This is a genomic window from Bacillus sp. 5w2, from assembly GCF_054353775.1.
Genome location: NZ_JBTIWT010000002.1, coordinates 255,769 through 272,223, shown reverse-complemented (window position 1 = coordinate 272,223; position 16,455 = coordinate 255,769). Strand labels below are relative to the sequence as shown.

Below are 16,455 nucleotides of genomic sequence, written 5' to 3'. Positions count from 1 at the left end.
CTTTCAGTTGAAATCTACGAGAAAGTTATGTAATAAAAAATCCCCGTTTCTACACGCGGGGATTTCTTTTATTATAATACATCACGTTTTTGGAATAATGCACTCGATGCTACAAGCAATACAACAAAGTATGCAGCTACAAGTAATAATGAAGTTGTAAATGTAAATTCTGTAAATGTAGGTTCTACTCCGCCACTAATTAATTTATTGCTGTCGTAAGCTCTTAAATCCAAATGGAAGAATACTACAAACTTCGCTACACCTTTTGCAAACATCATTAATACCATATTAATTGGTCCTTGTAAAAAGAAGAGGAACATCGTAATAATTAATGGTAATACAGATTTTCTAAATACGTTTGCTAAGAAAAATGCAAGCGTCGCAAAGAAGAACGGTGAAAGTACTTGATATAAAGTAGATTTCATTACGATTCCTAACGTTAATTCTGTTTTACTACCATCCATTACAATTCCGCCAATAATCATTGCAATTAACGTGCTAGCAAATATGATACATACTATAGTAAGTAACACTGTAATATATTTAGAGAATAAAACTGTCATTCTTTTTCTTGGACGGATTAATAACTGCTTAATTGTACCTTTTTGGAACTCATCAGTAATCATACGAGAAGCAATCGTAATTCCAAAAATTGTTGCAAACAAAGTAATTAAACCAATCTCTGAACTTGCAAAATCTAAATATGATCCTTTAAATTCACTTCCGTCTCCCCATTTCATCATCGCTAAAACTCCCAAAATCTCCAATACTGCAATGACACCAATTAAAATATACATACCTTTTTTCGCATGTAACTTTAAAAATTCATTTTGAATTAATTTAAACATTACGCTTTCACTCCCCCTGTAATCGCTAAGAACTCATCCTCTAACGTTTTATTTTGAACAGTAACTCCGTATACAAGCACATCGTCATTTACAAGTTTTTTTACAAGTTGTGGGATTTCTTCTTTCATTACAGATACTGCAATTACATTTCCTTGCGTCTTACCTTTAATGATTTCATTTGCTTTCTGTACTTGATCTACTTCAAACGCTACAACTACTGTCTCATCATGTTTCGCTTGTTCATGTAAGTTGTACTCTTGCACAAACTCACCTTGTTTAATAATAACGACGCGATCACACATGAGTTCAATTTCACTTAATAAGTGACTTGATACGATTACAGCAATATTCTCTTCTTTCGCTAAACGTTGTAAATAATCACGAATTTGGCGAATACCAGCTGGATCTAATCCATTTGTCGGCTCATCTAAAATTAAGATTTTTGGCTGATGAAGTAATGCCTGTGCAATTCCTAAACGTTGTTTCATACCAAGTGAATATGTTTTCACCTTTTTATGAATCGCATGCTCTAATTCAACAAGCTTTACAATCTCAGCAATGCGCTCTTTACTAATTGGTGTAATTGCCATATTCGCAAAATGCTTTAAGTTTTGCATTCCAGTCATATAATCATATAGTTCAGGATTTTCTACAATCGCTCCAATTTGCTCTAGCGCCTTTTCACGCTCCATGCGAATACTATGACCACAAATTGTAATATCGCCCTCTGTCATTGATATAAGACCTGTCATCATACGAATTGTCGTCGTTTTACCACTACCGTTCGGTCCAAGGAACCCGTACACTTCCCCTTCGCGAACTTCAAATGATAAACCGCGGATAATTTCCGTTCCACCAATCTTTTTTCGAACATTCTCTAACTTTACTACTACGTTTCCCAATGTCGATTCCTCCTTTAGACTTCTAGTTTTTTATCGATTATGCGACCTGTTATATATACAAGTAGAACAAATATACCGATTGAAAAAGTAAGACTATATAAATTCATAAGTCTTTCTGGATATAGTATGAGATTCATATCCGCTGATTCATCTATATAAACTAATTTTTTAATAAAAGTAGGTATAGGCGCAAGTCGGCCCAGCATTTCATATATCAGATTGATTACTTTCGTTACTAGTAAAAATAGGAAGAAAATAATTACGTACTCCATTTTTTTCTTTTTCAAAGAAAATACTTTCACACCAGCTACTGTAAAAAGTAAAACTAACAATATACTTGATAAATTAAATACATATAACACGCTACTAAATAACTGCTTTACCATATCTAGTGTAAGTGTAGTTTCGGTGAATAACAATTCATGGAGTTCTGTACCTTTTATTACTTTCATCGAAATACTATAGAAAAATATAGCACCTATTAATTCAAAACACATTAAGCAAATTGCTGCATATGACAATACTGCTAAAACAATTTTTTTACCAGATATCGGTGTTAACCGAAATAATTTACTTTCAGTCATTTTCCCAAACGCAGACATCGCCTGCAGAAATACTAATACCGCAAAAATTAAATAAACTAAGAATACTAAAGCAATTGTAATCATTTGCCTTACTTCTCCTGATTCTTGTTTAATATAATTCCCCATACTCACAAAAGCGACAGCTACAATAAATATGAATGACAATAACGAAATAAAAATTTGTTTTTTATTCGCATTGTACATATATATTAAACTGGCCTTCATCTACTAAACACCTCCTTAAACAAATCCGTAACAGCTTTTCCTCGTTGGAAGCGTAACTCCTCTACATTTTCATGAAGTACACTTTCACCATCTTTTAAAAAGATTACTTCGTCAAAAATGTTTTCCACTTCACCAATTAAATGTGTTGCAATTAAAATGGTACAATCTTCACGATAAAACTGTAAAATAAGTTCCAGTACGTGTTCTCTAGAAACAAGATCAATTCCGCCCAGTGGTTCATCTAGTACGTATAACTTCGCTTTCCGAGAAAACGTTAAAATAATTTGTAGCTTTTCAACCATACCTTTTGATAAAGCTGTAATTTTTTCTTCTAACGGTATTTTAAATTCCGCAATCGTATCTACCGCTTTTTGAATGTCGAAGTCTTTATAAAAATCTCGATAGAAAAATAAAGAATCTTTTACCGTCATCCAATCATCAAATACTGGTTTATCCGACATAAAAGAAACAATTTCTTTCGTTTCTAATCCGACCTTTTTACCAGCGATTGTAATACTCCCTTCGGAAGGATGCTGCAGACCGGCAATCATTTTCAATAACGTCGTTTTTCCGCTCCCATTATCTCCAACAAGCCCTATAATTTTCCCTTCCGTAATCTCTATGTTTAATTCACGAATCACTGCTTTTAATCCGTATCTCTTCCATAAGTTTTCTATTTTTAATAACGCTGTCATTCGCTCTCCTCCCTCTTCTCATGTAATGAAGAACGAAGGATTGTAAGAATTTCTTCTTCTGAAAAACCTAAATTGTCCATTCCATCTATAAAAGAATGAAGCAATTCTTTCGCCATCTCTTTTCGCAGCTCCATAATTTTCTCCCCTTCATTCGTTACATATCGTCCCATTCCTCTACGCGTTACAACAACCCCATCCCGTTCTAGCTCTTGAAATGTACGCTGAATCGTATTTGGATTTACTTGTAATTCACTCGCTAATTCACGTACAGAGGGAATTTTATCACCAGGCAATAAATGTCCTGTTACGATTTCTTTTTTTATGTATTCCATTACCTGAATGTAAATTGGTGTATTTGGAGAAAACTCTATTTTCATTTCTTCCCTCCTTTTGTATCGGTGTACTAGTTAAATAATACACTGATACAAAAAGATTGTAAATACCCATTTAATTACAAAAAAGTTCTATCCATTAGCCGGATAGAACTTTTTCAACAGAAATCGCTATACAAAAATAATAGTGTTATGTAAACAAAACCATAAAGAAAAGCTGTCTTATCAATGAATAAGACAGCTTTTCTTTATGATTATATATTAAAAATTAAACGCGAAGTCATCATCCGATAACTTTTCAACGTTCGTCGCTTTTACGTAACCATTTCCTTTTACAGAGAAGAAATCATGGTTTTTCGTATCTGTACGTAAACCATTTAAAACGATTGGGTTAATTTCTTCTTCTTCAAACTTCGGCTCAAGTCCTAAGTTCATAAGTCCTTTATTCGCATTGTAACGAACGAAACGATTTACATCCTCTACTAGACCGATAGAAGTGTAAATTTCTTCTGTGTATGCCATTTCAATTTCATATAGTTCCATTAATAACTCTTGTGTTTCTTTTTGCACTTCTTGTTGATCTTCTGCAGAAAGTTCTGCGAAGATTTGTTGTGCTAAAATACCGACGAATACGCCGTGAATTGATTCATCACGAATTATTAAGTTAATAATTTCGCCACTTGCCGTCAATTTACCTTGACCTGCTAAGTAAAGTGGATAGAAGAAACCACTATAGAATAAGTAACTTTCTAAGAACACACTGGCTACCATTGCCATGTATAATTCTTTTTTCGCTACTTCAGGCTTTAATAAACGACGATAGTAACTCGTGATAATGCCAGCCTTTTTCTCAAGTAACGGATGATTGTCTACCCATTCAAAAATATCATCAATTTCTTCTTCAGTAGCTAACGTTGTGAAAATATGACTGTAACTCTTCGCATGTACTTCTTCCATAGCTCCCATGAAAGCTAATACACTTTTCGCTTGTAAATTTTCAAGATGAACAAGTACAAGTGGCATCCCTTCGCCACCTTGTTTCGTATCTAAAAGTGTTAAACCACCTAATACACGCTTATAAGCAACCTGCTCTTCTTTTGATAATTGTGCCCAAGTATTTTTGTCAGAAGACACTGCGATTTCTTCTTCTGTCCAAAACTGAGCGATGTTTTGCTTCCAAAACATTAAACTAAAATCATCTTCTTTTTTGTTCCAGTTTACCGCACGCATTCAATCGCCCCTTCTCTAAATAAACATGAAAAATTGATAACTAAGCATGAGCAGGGTTCAGAAAACCCTGCTCATGATGTCTCACTTTTTATATTAAACGGTACAAGCTACGCACTCTTCCACGCTTAACTTACGTGTTCTCGTATAATACAGACTCTTTAAGCCTTTTTTATGTGCATAGATGTAGTAACGTGCTAATTCACGTGTTGAAATATCACTATTAACGTAAAGAATTGTACTAATTCCTTGGTCAATATGTTCTTGGATTTCTGCGATTAAATCAATTAATTTAAACTGATTCATATCGTAAGAAGATTTATAGTACCAGAACGTATCTTTTGATAAATACGGCATTGGATAATATGTTGTTGCATTCGCATACGTTCTTGATTCAATTTGACTTACGATCGGCATTACGCTTGAAGTTGCATTTTGAACGTAACTGATAGATTGTGTTGGAGCAATAGCAAGACGGTAGGAATTATATAATCCATTCTTCTTCACTTGCTCTTTTAAACTTGTCCAATCTTCTTTTGTTGGAATATGAATTCCTTCAAATAATTGCTGAACTTTTTCAGTTACTGGGCTGTAATCTGTCGTTTCATACTTTTCAAAGTATGTGCCGTTCGCATAATCAGACTTATCGAAGTCTTTAAATGTTTCGCCTTTTTCTTTAGCGATTTCCATACTTTTCTCAATAGAGTAGTAATTTAACATCATAAAGAATGTACGAGCGAACTCTTTCGCTTCTGCACTTTCATATGCGATTTTGTTTTTTGATAAATATCCGTGTAAGTTCATTGCGCCAAGTCCAACTGAATGAAGCTCATCATTTGCTTTTTTCACAGTTGGTGCATTCGGAATGATCGTCATATCAGAAACAGCTGTTAAAGCTTCCATTCCCGCATGAACGGCTTCACGAATTTCTTTATTTTCCATTACATTCACGATATTTAACGATCCTAAATTACAGTTAATATCACGACGGATAATATCATCTGTACCATAATCATTTATTTCAGAAGTTTCTTGAAGCTGGAAGATTTCTGTACATAAGTTCGACATCTTCACAGTTCCAATATCCTTCAATGGATGTTGATTATTTGCATTTGATTTAAACATTAAGTATGGGTAACCAGACTCAAGCTGAATCATAGCGATTTTAATAAGCATATCACGTGCACTAATATCTAGCGGCTTCTTCTTCACTTTCGGATTGCTCATTAATTCATCGTACATTTCATCGATATCAATATCATCTAAATGCTTTCCGTATTCTTTATACACCGTATAAGGCGCGAAAACATGGAAAGGTTCGTTTTTCTCAGCTAGCTCAAAGAACTTACTTGGCACGATAATTCCGATTGATAGAGACTGAATACGGCTCTTCTCATCAGCATTTATTTTTTTGGTCAACTCGTCTTCATATTTCTATGAAGGTTGGACTATATCATCAACCTGTAACTGGTTGCCTTGCACTTCGACTGGTACCTATTTCCAGCCTACTCTACTAGCTTTCGTCTAATGACGTGCGTTCGATAGTCTCTACACCTTCTTGAAAGTATTGATAATTAGGAAAGTTATTGGATAGTACTCTATATTTTATCGTATTAGCAGGCACATTAAACGCTCGGCCGGCTTCCGCTAAAGACTCATAGTAAATGTCATTTATAACAATTGGCTTTTTTTGTTTTTCTCTTCCAGAATTATATTGGTTTTTTTGAGCTTTACTTATCTTCATACATGTTTCTTTTGTATGTTTTTTACCTTTACGAGACCTAGACATTTTTTCTTTTGTTTCATCAGTATGTTTTCTACCGTGAAATCGTTTAGTAATCTTAGATCTCATATTCTCCATATGTTGAGGTTTATCATACCAATAATTATTAGGACCAGTATTAATTTCAGAAAGAAATTTTTTTACTTCCTTTGAGTGAGTTTTCCCATACATATGGTTCTTTTCCCCACTCAACGCCCCACCTCTAGCGATGGGATGTCCGTTGTAGCAATACTGTTTCCCATAATATTGACTTAGTAAACTTTGCTCTATCTTATGAAGAATGTTCTTATCATCTGGTAACTCGATTATCCCTTTAAACTCAAATTTATTCTCACCATATAAATTCCAGGCTGCTTGTAAATGTTTACTATGATGCCGATTAGCATTCAATTGATTTCTATGAGTTTTAAATCGTACTTTAAAATTATTAGAACTACCAATATAAAACTTCCTATTTTCCTTATTAATTATCAAATAAATTCCACAGTTCATGGAATCTCGCCTCCGGTGAATATAAGATTCCACTTCACCCAAGTAACATTTCTTTCAAGCTTGGCACGGTATTACCTGCTATCCATGTACATGGACCGTAGGCTCTCTTAGTCAGCTTCTTCGCGGGTTCTTTTTCTTTTACCCCTTATTCAACTGATACCGTTAGCCGCTACTGCGACACCCTATTGGTTAGGTTCACAAGGTTTTCTCATACACATTACTGCGTAGAGGGACTACCAATTAATCCAAGAATTCAATAATATCCCAATGGAAAATGTTTAAGTATACTGCGCCGGCACCTTTTCGTTGGCCAAGCTGATTCGCATATGAAAACGAATCTTCAAGTAATTTCATAACAGGTACTACACCACTTGCAGCGTTGTCGATACCTTTAATTTGCTCACCGCGTGCGCGTAGCTTAGATAAGTTTAAAGCTACTCCACCGCCAATTTTCGATAATTGCATTGCTGTATTAATGTTAAAGCCGATTGAATTTAAGCTATCATCCATCTCTAACAAGAAACAAGACACCATTTCTCCTCTTCTGCTTCTTCCCGCATTTAAAAAGGTTGGTGTCGCTGGTTGGTAGTTTTGTTTTACAATCATGCTTGCGAAGTGTTTTGCCTTCGCAACATCACCGCGTCCTAAGTATAATGACACAATTGCTACACGATCTTCATAGCTTTCTAAGTATTGTTTTTGATCATTCGTTTTTAACGCATAATCTTTGTAAAACTTAGATGCTGCCATATAAGATTGGAACTCGAAGTTTTCACCATAAGCGATGTTATATACCTCTTCTACTTCCTCCAAGCTATACTCGTCCAGAACGTTGTAATAGTAATCATGTTCTTTCATATACTCCATTCGCTCTGCCACGCTATTAAAAGAAACGGTATTCTCTCTAGCTTCTTCCATAAAGACTTCTAATGCCTCTTTATCCTTATGAAGCTGATAAAAACCGTCCTGCATTTGCGTGATTTCATTATTCAGTTCAATGTGTCGCAATCTCCCGCACCCTTTCCTTAAAATATTCTACATCGTTATTTGTTCCAGATAACTCAAATTTTGATACAATAGGCACTTCATATTTAGTAGAAATTTTGTCAGCACTTGCACCGAACATGTCTCCCCAGTTACGATTGCCGCTTGCAGATACGCCTTTTAATTTTCCATTATTGCGCTCTAAAAAGTCTAAAACACGTTCTGGTACATTGCCAAAACCTGTTGTATACGTAATAAGAATAAAGTCTTCATCTATTACTAGATCTTCATCAATTTGAACGGCCGGCATATTTAATTTGTGGATGAAACGCTTCACGTTTCCTGTCATAGAATCATATGCAACTAACATTTCCGACCCCTCCCTCTCCAATCTATATTCTCTATATGTTGTTCTTGATTTCTCTATATATTGTATTACGTTTCAAAATAAGACACAAGATATATGTATAAATTCTTTCTTTTTTTAACTTTTACTTTTCGACAAGACAGTCGATTTTTTTCAATACAATGACTATGAAACAACATTCTAAAACTCATGTCAATAAAGTGCTTTTCAAAAAAGTTGTCAACGAATTTAACCTTATTTTTAAAAAAGTTACCAATATATTTTGTCATAAAACGGCAAATGCTGGAGTAATATATTTCTCCAGCATCACGCAAAAAAGAACAGACATGAAACGATAATCTGTTCTAAAAAACGATTACATTTATCAATTTTACTTTATTAAATATTATACATATACTTTCGGTTCGCGTTACATACTAAAAGATAATTATTACAGAAAAAGATTATTATTATGGAAATTCAACTTATTTACGAAAAGATTATTCAGAGTGCTCAATACGCAAAATATCTTTTACAAATATATGATGTGGATTTTCATCTTTATCAATCATTGTACATACAGGTGCCTCTTCATCAAAGTATACAATCATTCCTTCTACGTACTGATATGTATGTTGAACTTGTACAGTTACTTTAATTTCTAAAGCCTCTTCATATGCTCTTTTTATTTTCTGAAGCATTTTTGCCGAACACTTTCGTTTCTCTGGATACATGACCATCCCCATAAATCTATTGCCGGCTCTATCTTTCCACATATAATCCCAATGTGGTAATATACCTTGTTTAAAATCGCCCATAATTCTCCCCCCTATATTCTTCTAGTTACGAACGTGGCGTTTCTGAATATGTATAAATTACTTGCCCGCCGCGCTGCGCGTTCCCTATAATATGTTTAAAATCTTCTCGACTTACTACAACTTTCCTAAACGTATAAAATACATCTTTCGTTGCAACATACTCCTTTATTTCACCATTTTTCAGCTGATCCAAAATTGTATTTGCTAATTGTTCATCCATGTATTTCACCTCTATGCAATATTTTATTTTATCGTATATTCTATAGGTCAACAACTGTAAAATTATCCAGGTGCTATACCTTCATTGCATTTTCATTATTTCGCAAACGATATCACTTTACTATATGTCCACTAAATATCATATACTAACATAGCTACTTCTCTATATCAAACATTTCGACATTCAATTATGCAAAGTTCCATACCACTATGCTACAATATATAAATAGAACTAGGAGGGATACTATGATTCGGAAAGCAAAAAAGACAGATGCAAAGGCAATAGCTCCTTTATTGTATAACGCTCTGCACGAAATTGCTGAAAAAATCACAGGTAGCACTGTTGAGACAGAAGTATTACTAGGACTTGAAACATGGTTCTCAAAAGAGAGTAATCGACTGAGCTATGAAAACTGTTTTGTATATGAACAAGACGGGAGTGCGGTCGGAATTATTGTCGCTTATCACGGTAGTGAAGCAACAAGGCTTGATGCACCAATTGTACGTCACTTAAGAAAATTACATAAAGATGAATCGATTACGTTAGAAAAAGAAGCTGAGATTGATGAATATTACATTGATACATTATCAGTTTCAAGTGCATATGGCGGAAAAGGCATCGGTTCTAAGTTAATTAAAGCTGCTGAAATCCATGCAACTGAAAAGGAGCATGAAAAAATCGCATTACTTGTTAATTTAGAAAATACACGTGCCTATTCATTATACGAAAAGCTAGGTTATACAAAGGACCAAATCGTTATGCTTGTGGGTGAACCTTATGCCCATCTAGTAAAACCATTAAATACAAAGGTTTCTATATCTTAAAAAGAAAGCACACGATTTATATAAATCGTGTGCTTTTATGTTAAATTCGTATTTAATATATTTCCATTCATCGCCTCGTGAAACGTATATGTTGTACATCCCCATGGCTCTCTGTGCAAAATAGGCGAACCAGACCATCCCATTGCTCTCAATTCTGCACCAACCATTGCATTAACATAATTATGCCCTACAAGAGCAATACTTCCATGTACGAGAGCGTAACGGTGTAATAAGTAAGCCGCTTGCCTTGCCCTCTCTCTTACTTCCTTATAAGACTCAACATCTTTATGGTAACCAAGTATCCATAATGTTCGTCCGATAAAAATCCATACGTTAGGTTTACATTTTAACCATGTTGGAGCATAAAAACTCGTCGGAATTTCAGCTTCTCTAAAAAGAGAATTTTGCATAAAAGATAAAGAATCCATTAATTCAGCTGTTGACTGTACAGCACACCTTTGATCACTCGTTAAAATCAATTTTGCTGCTTCAACCACTTCCATTGTTTCCGTTGGTATAGGTGCTTTTTCTATTATGGTATGTAAGTCATATCCCTTCATCCATTCATGAAAGGATGTAACCGTCATTGGTTCTATAGTACGGTCTAAGCGACCATGACGAATAAAAGAAATCTTCATTCTTTCCACTCTCCATTCATCACTTACGAACTCTATTATGTACTATTTTTAAATATCATACCACGCAAAAAAAGAAAGTTATACACCTTTACATATCCCCACCACTCTCATGTGTGACCCCAGCATGTATACCATCCATCCCATCAAAATATGTAGTTGTTTCATGATGACGAATCTTTTTTAAATGTATATAAGAAAATACAAATAAAATTAACGCTATAACACTCCCCACAAATTCAAACATCATTTTACCGCCTCTAATTTCTCCCACTTTAGTAGGTTATTGTATTTTTTATTATACCCCTATATAAAGATGCGCGCATTTAAACCGTTCTTTTTTTCTAATAACTTGAAGTTCTTGTATATTTTCTTACAAAAAGTGAATATTTTTCGAATTTTTACTTTGGAAACATTTACAAACTAGACAATATGGTTCAAAATAAGAGGAAATAAAAAAAAACCAAAATTATTCTTTTTTTGGAAAACTGTAACAAGGAGAGTTGCTTATGCAGATCGCAGAAACTGGAGATATCATTGAATTTAAAGGTGGAATGCAAGGCCGTGTTCAAAAAGTAAATCAAAACTCCGTTATTGTAGATATAACAATCATGGAAAATTTTAGAGAACTAGATATGGAACCTCTTACAGTTGTAAGTCATAAAAACTATACTGTCATTAATCAAAATGCATAATATAATAGAAAGAAAGGATCTGTATGTTATACAGATCCTTTCTTTCTATTATATATTAACGATTATCAATTGTTTCTGGATATAGATCATGGTTCATCATGCGGTAGTCTGCCATTTGTTCATATTTCGTTCCTGGGCGACCGTAGTTGCAATAAGGATCAATTGAAATCCCTCCACGTGGTGTGAATTTGCCCCATACCTCAATGTAACGCGGATCCATTAATTTAATTAAATCATTCATAATAACGTTCATGCAATCTTCGTGGAAGTCACCGTGATTGCGGAAACTAAATAAATATAGCTTTAAAGATTTACTCTCTACCATTCTTTGTTCTGGAATGTAGCTAATATAAATTGTTGCAAAATCTGGTTGGCCTGTTTTCGGACATAAGCTTGTAAATTCAGGACAATTGAATTTCACAAAATAATCACGGTTTGGATGATTATTATCAAATACCTCTAAAATTTCTGGGCTATATTCAAATAAATATTTTGTATTTTGATTTCCTAATAATGTTACATCTTTTAAATCTTCATCTAATCTTCCTGTCATTTTAAACATCCCTTCTCATTATACTCCGCGTTTATTTCCCCATACTAACGCATGAAGCTGCGGCAATACTTTTGCATTATTCATCTCTTTACAATTTACAGCTTTATCAATCAGCCACTCGTACTTATCTAATAATTTCTTAATCAGCATCGCATCATCCACAGTTTTTGTATCATCATTCCCTACTTGTAAGAAAAATGGTACATCGGGATAACGTTCGTGCATCTTAACTGCATATTCAAAATCTTGATCGTCGAATACTACTACTTTTAAACTAATATCTTTTCCTGCTAGTTTCTGAATCACATCATCTAACTTCTGAAAATCAGTATTCATCGCCGAACTTGGTGGTTTTGGAGAAATCGTTATCTCATCAATTTGAAGTAACCAATCTTGCCATTTACTCCCTTGCGTTTCGATTGCTGTTCGCATTCCATTCTCTTTTAATATAGAAAGAAGAAACTCAATATTTTTCAGCAATGCTGGATTTCCGCCTGAAATCGTAACATGAGAAAAATTTTCGCCACCAATTTCTACAAGCTCATTCCAAACGTCTTCTGCTGTCATCTGTCTAATTTGATCTTTAGCCGATCCATCCCACGTAAAAGCAGAATCACACCAAGCGCAGCTATAATCACAGCCAGCTGTACGGATAAACATTGTCTTTTGTCCTACAACCATTCCTTCACCTTGAATAGTCGGACCAAATATTTCTAAGACAGGGATTTTACTCATCGAGCATCCACTCCCGTCTTACTTCCGCATAACTAGTCGGAGTCTCAAATAGACGAACAAATTCAACGCGAGCTCCTTTATATTCGTTCGCACGATTATCTTTTGTTAACGCTTCTGCCATTTTTTCATAAATCCAAACGACCATATTTTCAGCAGTCGTATTCATTGCTGGTAACGTTTCGTTTAAATAACGATGGTCTAAATAAATTTCTATTTCATTCTTCCAAATTTCTTTTATATCTCCAAAGTCAATCGCAAGACCTATTTCATTTACATATCCACTAATTCCAAATACAACTTTATATGTGTGACCATGTAAGTTTTTACATTTTCCTTCATAACAGTGTAAATGGTGCGCTGCATCAAATGTAAATTCCTTGCTGACCATTACTCTTTTATTATGATATTTGAGCTGTTTACGCTGAATATCCTTGTCCATTTTTTGCAAATTTTCTACGATGCGAAATCCAAAGAAATTATCCATTAGTTGTTTGCTCCTTCGCGTTCTTGTAGGTACGTATCTAATCCTGCTTTACGAAGTTGACATGCTGGACATTCACCGCAACCATCACCAATGATTCCGTTATAACATGTTAATGTTTTTTCTCGAACAAACTCGAATGCTCCAAGTTCATCTGATAATTTCCACGTTTCCGCTTTATCAATCCACATAAGTGGCGTATGAATCACAAACGGATAATCCATGGATAAATTTAAAGTAACGTTTAACGATTTCACAAATACGTCACGGCAATCTGGGTAACCACTAAAATCAGTTTCACATACACCCGTTACAATATGACGTGCTCCTACTTGTTTTGCTAATACAGCAGCAAATGATAAGAATAGTAAATTTCGTCCATCTACAAATGTCGATGGCAATTCACCTTCTTCATGTGTAATCTCCATATCCGTTCTCGTTAACGCATTTGGAGCAAGTTGATTTAATAGACTCATATCTAGTACCGTATGCTTAATTCCTAGCTCTTTCGCAATTTCCGCTGCACAATCAATTTCTAACTTATGACGTTGATTGTAATTAAACGTTACAGCCTCTACTTCTGCAAACTGCTCTATTGCCCAAAATAAACATGTCGTACTATCTTGTCCTCCACTAAAAACAACAACTGCCTTTTCTTTTTTCATTTCACTCATTCTCCTTCTCTATTACGAATAAGAAGAAAGAACGTTCTTGAACTGTCACAATAAAAAAACAAAACAATACCTAAAGATATTGTTGTTTCCATAGTTTTTTATAGAGGGAGTTCGCGAACCTCTCCCGTGCATTGCACGGAATTCCTTCTTTCATTGACAAAGCTTATTGTAACATATTGTATACTACCAGAAAAAATTTCTGATTTTTCCGCTATTTCTCATTTCATTTCTTTCATTTTATAGTATGATTAATTTAATGTGAGAAGAGAGGAGGCATCCCACTGAAATCCTTTATTATTTATCTCTTTTTAAATATATTATTCATCCTTGTTACAATGCTCGTATACCATTTATTTTGGAATCAAAAAGGGAAACGTTCTCCTAAATTAAATTCAGCAATATTTATTGTATTGTGTTGCCTCGTTACTATACTATGTATCACTTTCGCAGCAAAAACAAATTATGGATTTCAATTTGATATGCGTCATATCGTATTAATTGTCGGTACATTAACCGGAGGTCCTATTGCTGGCGGCTCTATATTAATTGTATTAAATATATACCGCTTCTTATTAGGAGGAATAGGTGTTTTCCCATCGCTTATCGGTTCTATCCTTCTATTTATTGTCCTATTATTTACATACAAATTTTTCAATCGAACTTCTAATCGTATAAAAATAGCACTTGCTATTATCTACAGTCTCACATACGGATTTAGTTGGATACCTTTCTTCCTTTCAAAGGTTACAAACAAGGCTGATTATATACCACATATTATTGTGTATGAGTTATGTACGATACTTGGTACGATTCTTATTTTATATTTACTACACATATTACAAACTCAAATTCGTCTCCAAAACGAACTTATGAATGCTGAAAAATTTCATTTAATTGGTGAAATGGCAGCGTCTATCTCTCATGAAATTCGCAATCCATTAACTTCAACGAAAGGATTTTTGCAACTTTTACAATCAGATACATGCACTGAGCAGGAGCGAAAATTATATATCGACATTGCCATCAACGGAATCGAACAAGCAAACCACGTTCTTACAGATTATTTAACCTTTGCAAAACCAAGTATTGAAAAAGAACAAAGATTACAGTTAGAAGAAGAACTGCTACATGCATTATCGTTAATTACACCGCTTGCTAATTTAGCAAATGTGCGTACACATTATATAAAGCAAAGCACTTCTTTTTTTATCGCGGGAGAAAAACAAAAACTAAATCAATGCTTGTTAAATATTTTAAAAAACTGCATTGAGGCCATGCCAAAAGGCGGTGATCTTTATTTCACATTAGTTCCTGATCATAAGCATATTCAGTTATATATAAAAGATACAGGAGTCGGTATGGATACCGAACAAGTGAAACGTCTCGGCTCTCCTTTCTATTCAACGAAAGAAAAAGGAACTGGACTTGGAATGATGGTCGTATTCAGTGTTGTTCAAGCTATGAATGGAAAAATTGATATTATAAGTGAAAAAGGAATCGGTACAACCTTCTTATTAACTTTTCCACTCATACAAAAAACGTGATGAAATCATCATCACGTTTTTTCTGTTCCTTCAACTAATTCAGCAAAAGCTTTCACTTTTCCATGTGGCTTTTGATTTTCTTTACGTGCTTTCCAAGCGCGCTCTTCTTCTTTCTTTTTCTTGGACATACTTTTCAACTCCTTCTTTCCTTTCTCCATGTAGTATTCCAAAATAAGAAAGAAAACTATGCACATATCAAAAAAGAAGTGGTCTCCCACTTCTTCCTAATTATCGTTGTAAAATTGCGTGTTTCGCCTCTTTTAACTGCGTAAGATGTCTTTGTTCATGCAAATCAAGAAATTGAATCCATTGATACAAATTCAGATCATTAAAAACAGGATGCTTTAATCCATTTTCAAATAGATCTTTTTCATCTATAACACTATGAAGCGCGTGTAATAGTTCTTGTCGTGAATGTTCTAGTAATTGAATTCCTTGCTGTTTTTTCATTAACGTTTCTGTTGGTTGCATTTGCTGAGGAGCTTCTCGTTTATGTGTGCGATCAAGCGTAAGTTGGAGGTCTTTAAATGGAGTCGTGTTTCTTTCGTTTTTTTGTAAAGCATATACAAGGGCAGACGTGACAGATTGTTCAACTAAATGCAAGTGATGCAAAATTTGAATAATACTCCATTTATCACGGCGTGGCTTTACATTCACTTCTGTATCATTTAACATTTCAATTTCTGATAATAGCGTGCTTCGAGTAGACTGTAATGAGTTCACCAAACTTTCTAAACTCACATCCATATTAGATTGAAGCATATTTCTTTCCCCCCTTTTTGTTGGTGAAAAGAGGTGCTCCTTATGAGAAACACCTCTTTAGTATTCTGAATTTTCTTTTATTATCTCATCATTTTC

21 protein-coding genes, 2 pseudogenes and 1 riboswitch are annotated in these 16,455 nt (G+C 34.3%); of the genes and pseudogenes, 3 read left to right on the top strand and 20 right to left on the bottom strand.

The features are described from left to right. Positions 1-71: 71 nt before the first annotated feature. The 12 genes and pseudogenes from ACXY7N_RS05650 to ACXY7N_RS05595 form a co-directional block, all read right to left on the bottom strand. Positions 72-848, bottom strand: coding sequence for an ABC transporter permease (locus tag ACXY7N_RS05650; protein WP_016088759.1), 777 nt, complete (start codon positions 846-848; stop codon positions 72-74). Further along, the gene (locus tag ACXY7N_RS05645) at positions 848-1,750 is read right to left on the bottom strand and encodes an ABC transporter ATP-binding protein (protein WP_016088760.1); all 903 of its coding nucleotides are present in this window, start codon (positions 1,748-1,750) and stop codon (positions 848-850) included. Before ACXY7N_RS05645 ends, ACXY7N_RS05650 begins: the two co-directional genes overlap by 1 nt. Before the next feature lie 14 nt (positions 1,751-1,764). Beyond that, complete coding sequence (locus tag ACXY7N_RS05640) at positions 1,765-2,559, bottom strand: hypothetical protein (protein ID WP_016088761.1); 795 nt, start codon at positions 2,557-2,559, stop codon at positions 1,765-1,767. Continuing rightward, on the bottom strand, positions 2,556-3,254 hold the full coding sequence (locus tag ACXY7N_RS05635) for an ABC transporter ATP-binding protein (RefSeq protein WP_016088762.1): 699 nt from the start codon (positions 3,252-3,254) through the stop codon (positions 2,556-2,558). The genes ACXY7N_RS05640 and ACXY7N_RS05635 overlap by 4 nt, the downstream gene beginning before the upstream one ends. Next, positions 3,251-3,631, bottom strand: coding sequence for a GntR family transcriptional regulator (locus ACXY7N_RS05630; RefSeq protein WP_000687513.1), 381 nt, complete (start codon positions 3,629-3,631; stop codon positions 3,251-3,253). Before ACXY7N_RS05630 ends, ACXY7N_RS05635 begins: the two co-directional genes overlap by 4 nt. Positions 3,632-3,847: 216 nt before the next feature. Then, positions 3,848-4,816, bottom strand: coding sequence for a class 1b ribonucleoside-diphosphate reductase subunit beta (gene nrdF, locus ACXY7N_RS05625; RefSeq protein WP_016088763.1), 969 nt, complete (start codon positions 4,814-4,816; stop codon positions 3,848-3,850). Positions 4,817-4,909: 93 nt separating this feature from the next. After that, positions 4,910-6,229 (bottom strand): annotated as a pseudogene (locus ACXY7N_RS05620) (ribonucleoside-diphosphate reductase subunit alpha); the annotation flags it as partial. Positions 6,230-6,326: 97 nt separating this feature from the next. After that, positions 6,327-7,088: a group I intron GIY-YIG endonuclease gene (locus ACXY7N_RS05615; RefSeq protein ID WP_000995589.1), complete on the bottom strand. Its 762-nt coding sequence runs from the start codon at positions 7,086-7,088 to the stop codon at positions 6,327-6,329. A 243-nt stretch (positions 7,089-7,331) separates the two neighbouring features. Next, positions 7,332-8,096, bottom strand: a pseudogene (locus tag ACXY7N_RS05610) (ribonucleotide reductase N-terminal alpha domain-containing protein); the annotation flags it as partial. Continuing rightward, the gene (gene nrdI, locus ACXY7N_RS05605; RefSeq protein WP_016088765.1) at positions 8,083-8,442 is read right to left on the bottom strand and encodes a class Ib ribonucleoside-diphosphate reductase assembly flavoprotein NrdI; all 360 of its coding nucleotides are present in this window, start codon (positions 8,440-8,442) and stop codon (positions 8,083-8,085) included. The pseudogene ACXY7N_RS05610 and the gene nrdI, both read right to left, overlap by 14 nt. Positions 8,443-8,918: 476 nt before the next feature. After that, complete coding sequence (locus ACXY7N_RS05600; protein ID WP_016088766.1) at positions 8,919-9,236, bottom strand: hypothetical protein; 318 nt, start codon at positions 9,234-9,236, stop codon at positions 8,919-8,921. Between the two features lie 25 nt (positions 9,237-9,261). Continuing rightward, positions 9,262-9,456, bottom strand: coding sequence for a hypothetical protein (locus tag ACXY7N_RS05595; protein ID WP_000344284.1), 195 nt, complete (start codon positions 9,454-9,456; stop codon positions 9,262-9,264). 245 nt (positions 9,457-9,701) lie between these two features. On the opposite strand from ACXY7N_RS05595, the gene ACXY7N_RS05590 reads away from it, so the two are divergent. Continuing rightward, positions 9,702-10,280, top strand: coding sequence for a GNAT family N-acetyltransferase (locus ACXY7N_RS05590; RefSeq protein ID WP_088083457.1), 579 nt, complete (start codon positions 9,702-9,704; stop codon positions 10,278-10,280). A gap of 35 nt (positions 10,281-10,315) precedes the next feature. Here the strand turns inward: ACXY7N_RS05590 and ACXY7N_RS05585 are convergent, their stop codons facing one another. Continuing rightward, on the bottom strand, positions 10,316-10,918 hold the full coding sequence (locus tag ACXY7N_RS05585) for a hypothetical protein (protein ID WP_016088768.1): 603 nt from the start codon (positions 10,916-10,918) through the stop codon (positions 10,316-10,318). Between the two features lie 88 nt (positions 10,919-11,006). Then, complete coding sequence (locus ACXY7N_RS05580) at positions 11,007-11,189, bottom strand: hypothetical protein (protein WP_001997014.1); 183 nt, start codon at positions 11,187-11,189, stop codon at positions 11,007-11,009. A 235-nt stretch (positions 11,190-11,424) separates the two neighbouring features. Here ACXY7N_RS05580 and ACXY7N_RS05575 point away from each other — a divergent pair, with 235 nt between their 5' ends. Further along, positions 11,425-11,610 (top strand): YkvS family protein, encoded by a 186-nt coding sequence (locus ACXY7N_RS05575; RefSeq protein WP_001165081.1) that lies wholly within the window; start codon positions 11,425-11,427, stop codon positions 11,608-11,610. Between the two features lie 55 nt (positions 11,611-11,665). Here ACXY7N_RS05575 and queF read toward each other — a convergent pair whose 3' ends face one another. The 4 genes from queF to queC are packed head-to-tail and all read right to left on the bottom strand — an operon-like array spanning position 11,666 to position 14,044. Continuing rightward, positions 11,666-12,163 (bottom strand): preQ(1) synthase, encoded by a 498-nt coding sequence (queF, locus tag ACXY7N_RS05570; RefSeq protein ID WP_000147752.1) that lies wholly within the window; start codon positions 12,161-12,163, stop codon positions 11,666-11,668. An 18-nt stretch (positions 12,164-12,181) separates the two neighbouring features. After that, positions 12,182-12,898, bottom strand: coding sequence for a 7-carboxy-7-deazaguanine synthase QueE (gene queE, locus ACXY7N_RS05565; protein WP_016088770.1), 717 nt, complete (start codon positions 12,896-12,898; stop codon positions 12,182-12,184). Then, positions 12,891-13,382 carry a 6-carboxytetrahydropterin synthase QueD gene (gene queD / locus ACXY7N_RS05560; protein WP_000368412.1) on the bottom strand — a complete coding sequence of 164 codons (492 nt, stop codon included), beginning with the start codon at positions 13,380-13,382 and terminating at the stop codon, positions 12,891-12,893. Before queD ends, queE begins: the two co-directional genes overlap by 8 nt. After that, entirely contained in the window at positions 13,382-14,044 is a 663-nt protein-coding gene (queC, locus tag ACXY7N_RS05555) for a 7-cyano-7-deazaguanine synthase QueC (RefSeq protein ID WP_000711595.1), read from the bottom strand. Before queC ends, queD begins: the two co-directional genes overlap by 1 nt. Positions 14,045-14,137: 93 nt before the next feature. Further along, positions 14,138-14,181, bottom strand: a riboswitch (PreQ1 riboswitch). Positions 14,182-14,388: 207 nt separating this feature from the next. Here queC and kinB point away from each other — a divergent pair. Then, on the top strand, positions 14,389-15,597 hold the full coding sequence (gene kinB, locus ACXY7N_RS05550; RefSeq protein WP_088083455.1) for a sporulation sensor histidine kinase KinB: 1,209 nt from the start codon (positions 14,389-14,391) through the stop codon (positions 15,595-15,597). 11 nt (positions 15,598-15,608) lie between these two features. Here the strand turns inward: kinB and ACXY7N_RS05545 are convergent, their stop codons facing one another. Further along, on the bottom strand, positions 15,609-15,725 hold the full coding sequence (locus tag ACXY7N_RS05545; protein ID WP_000038254.1) for a DUF6254 family protein: 117 nt from the start codon (positions 15,723-15,725) through the stop codon (positions 15,609-15,611). Between the two features lie 100 nt (positions 15,726-15,825). Then, positions 15,826-16,359, bottom strand: coding sequence for a DinB family protein (locus ACXY7N_RS05540; protein ID WP_016088772.1), 534 nt, complete (start codon positions 16,357-16,359; stop codon positions 15,826-15,828). Between the last annotated feature and the right edge of the window lie 96 nt (positions 16,360-16,455).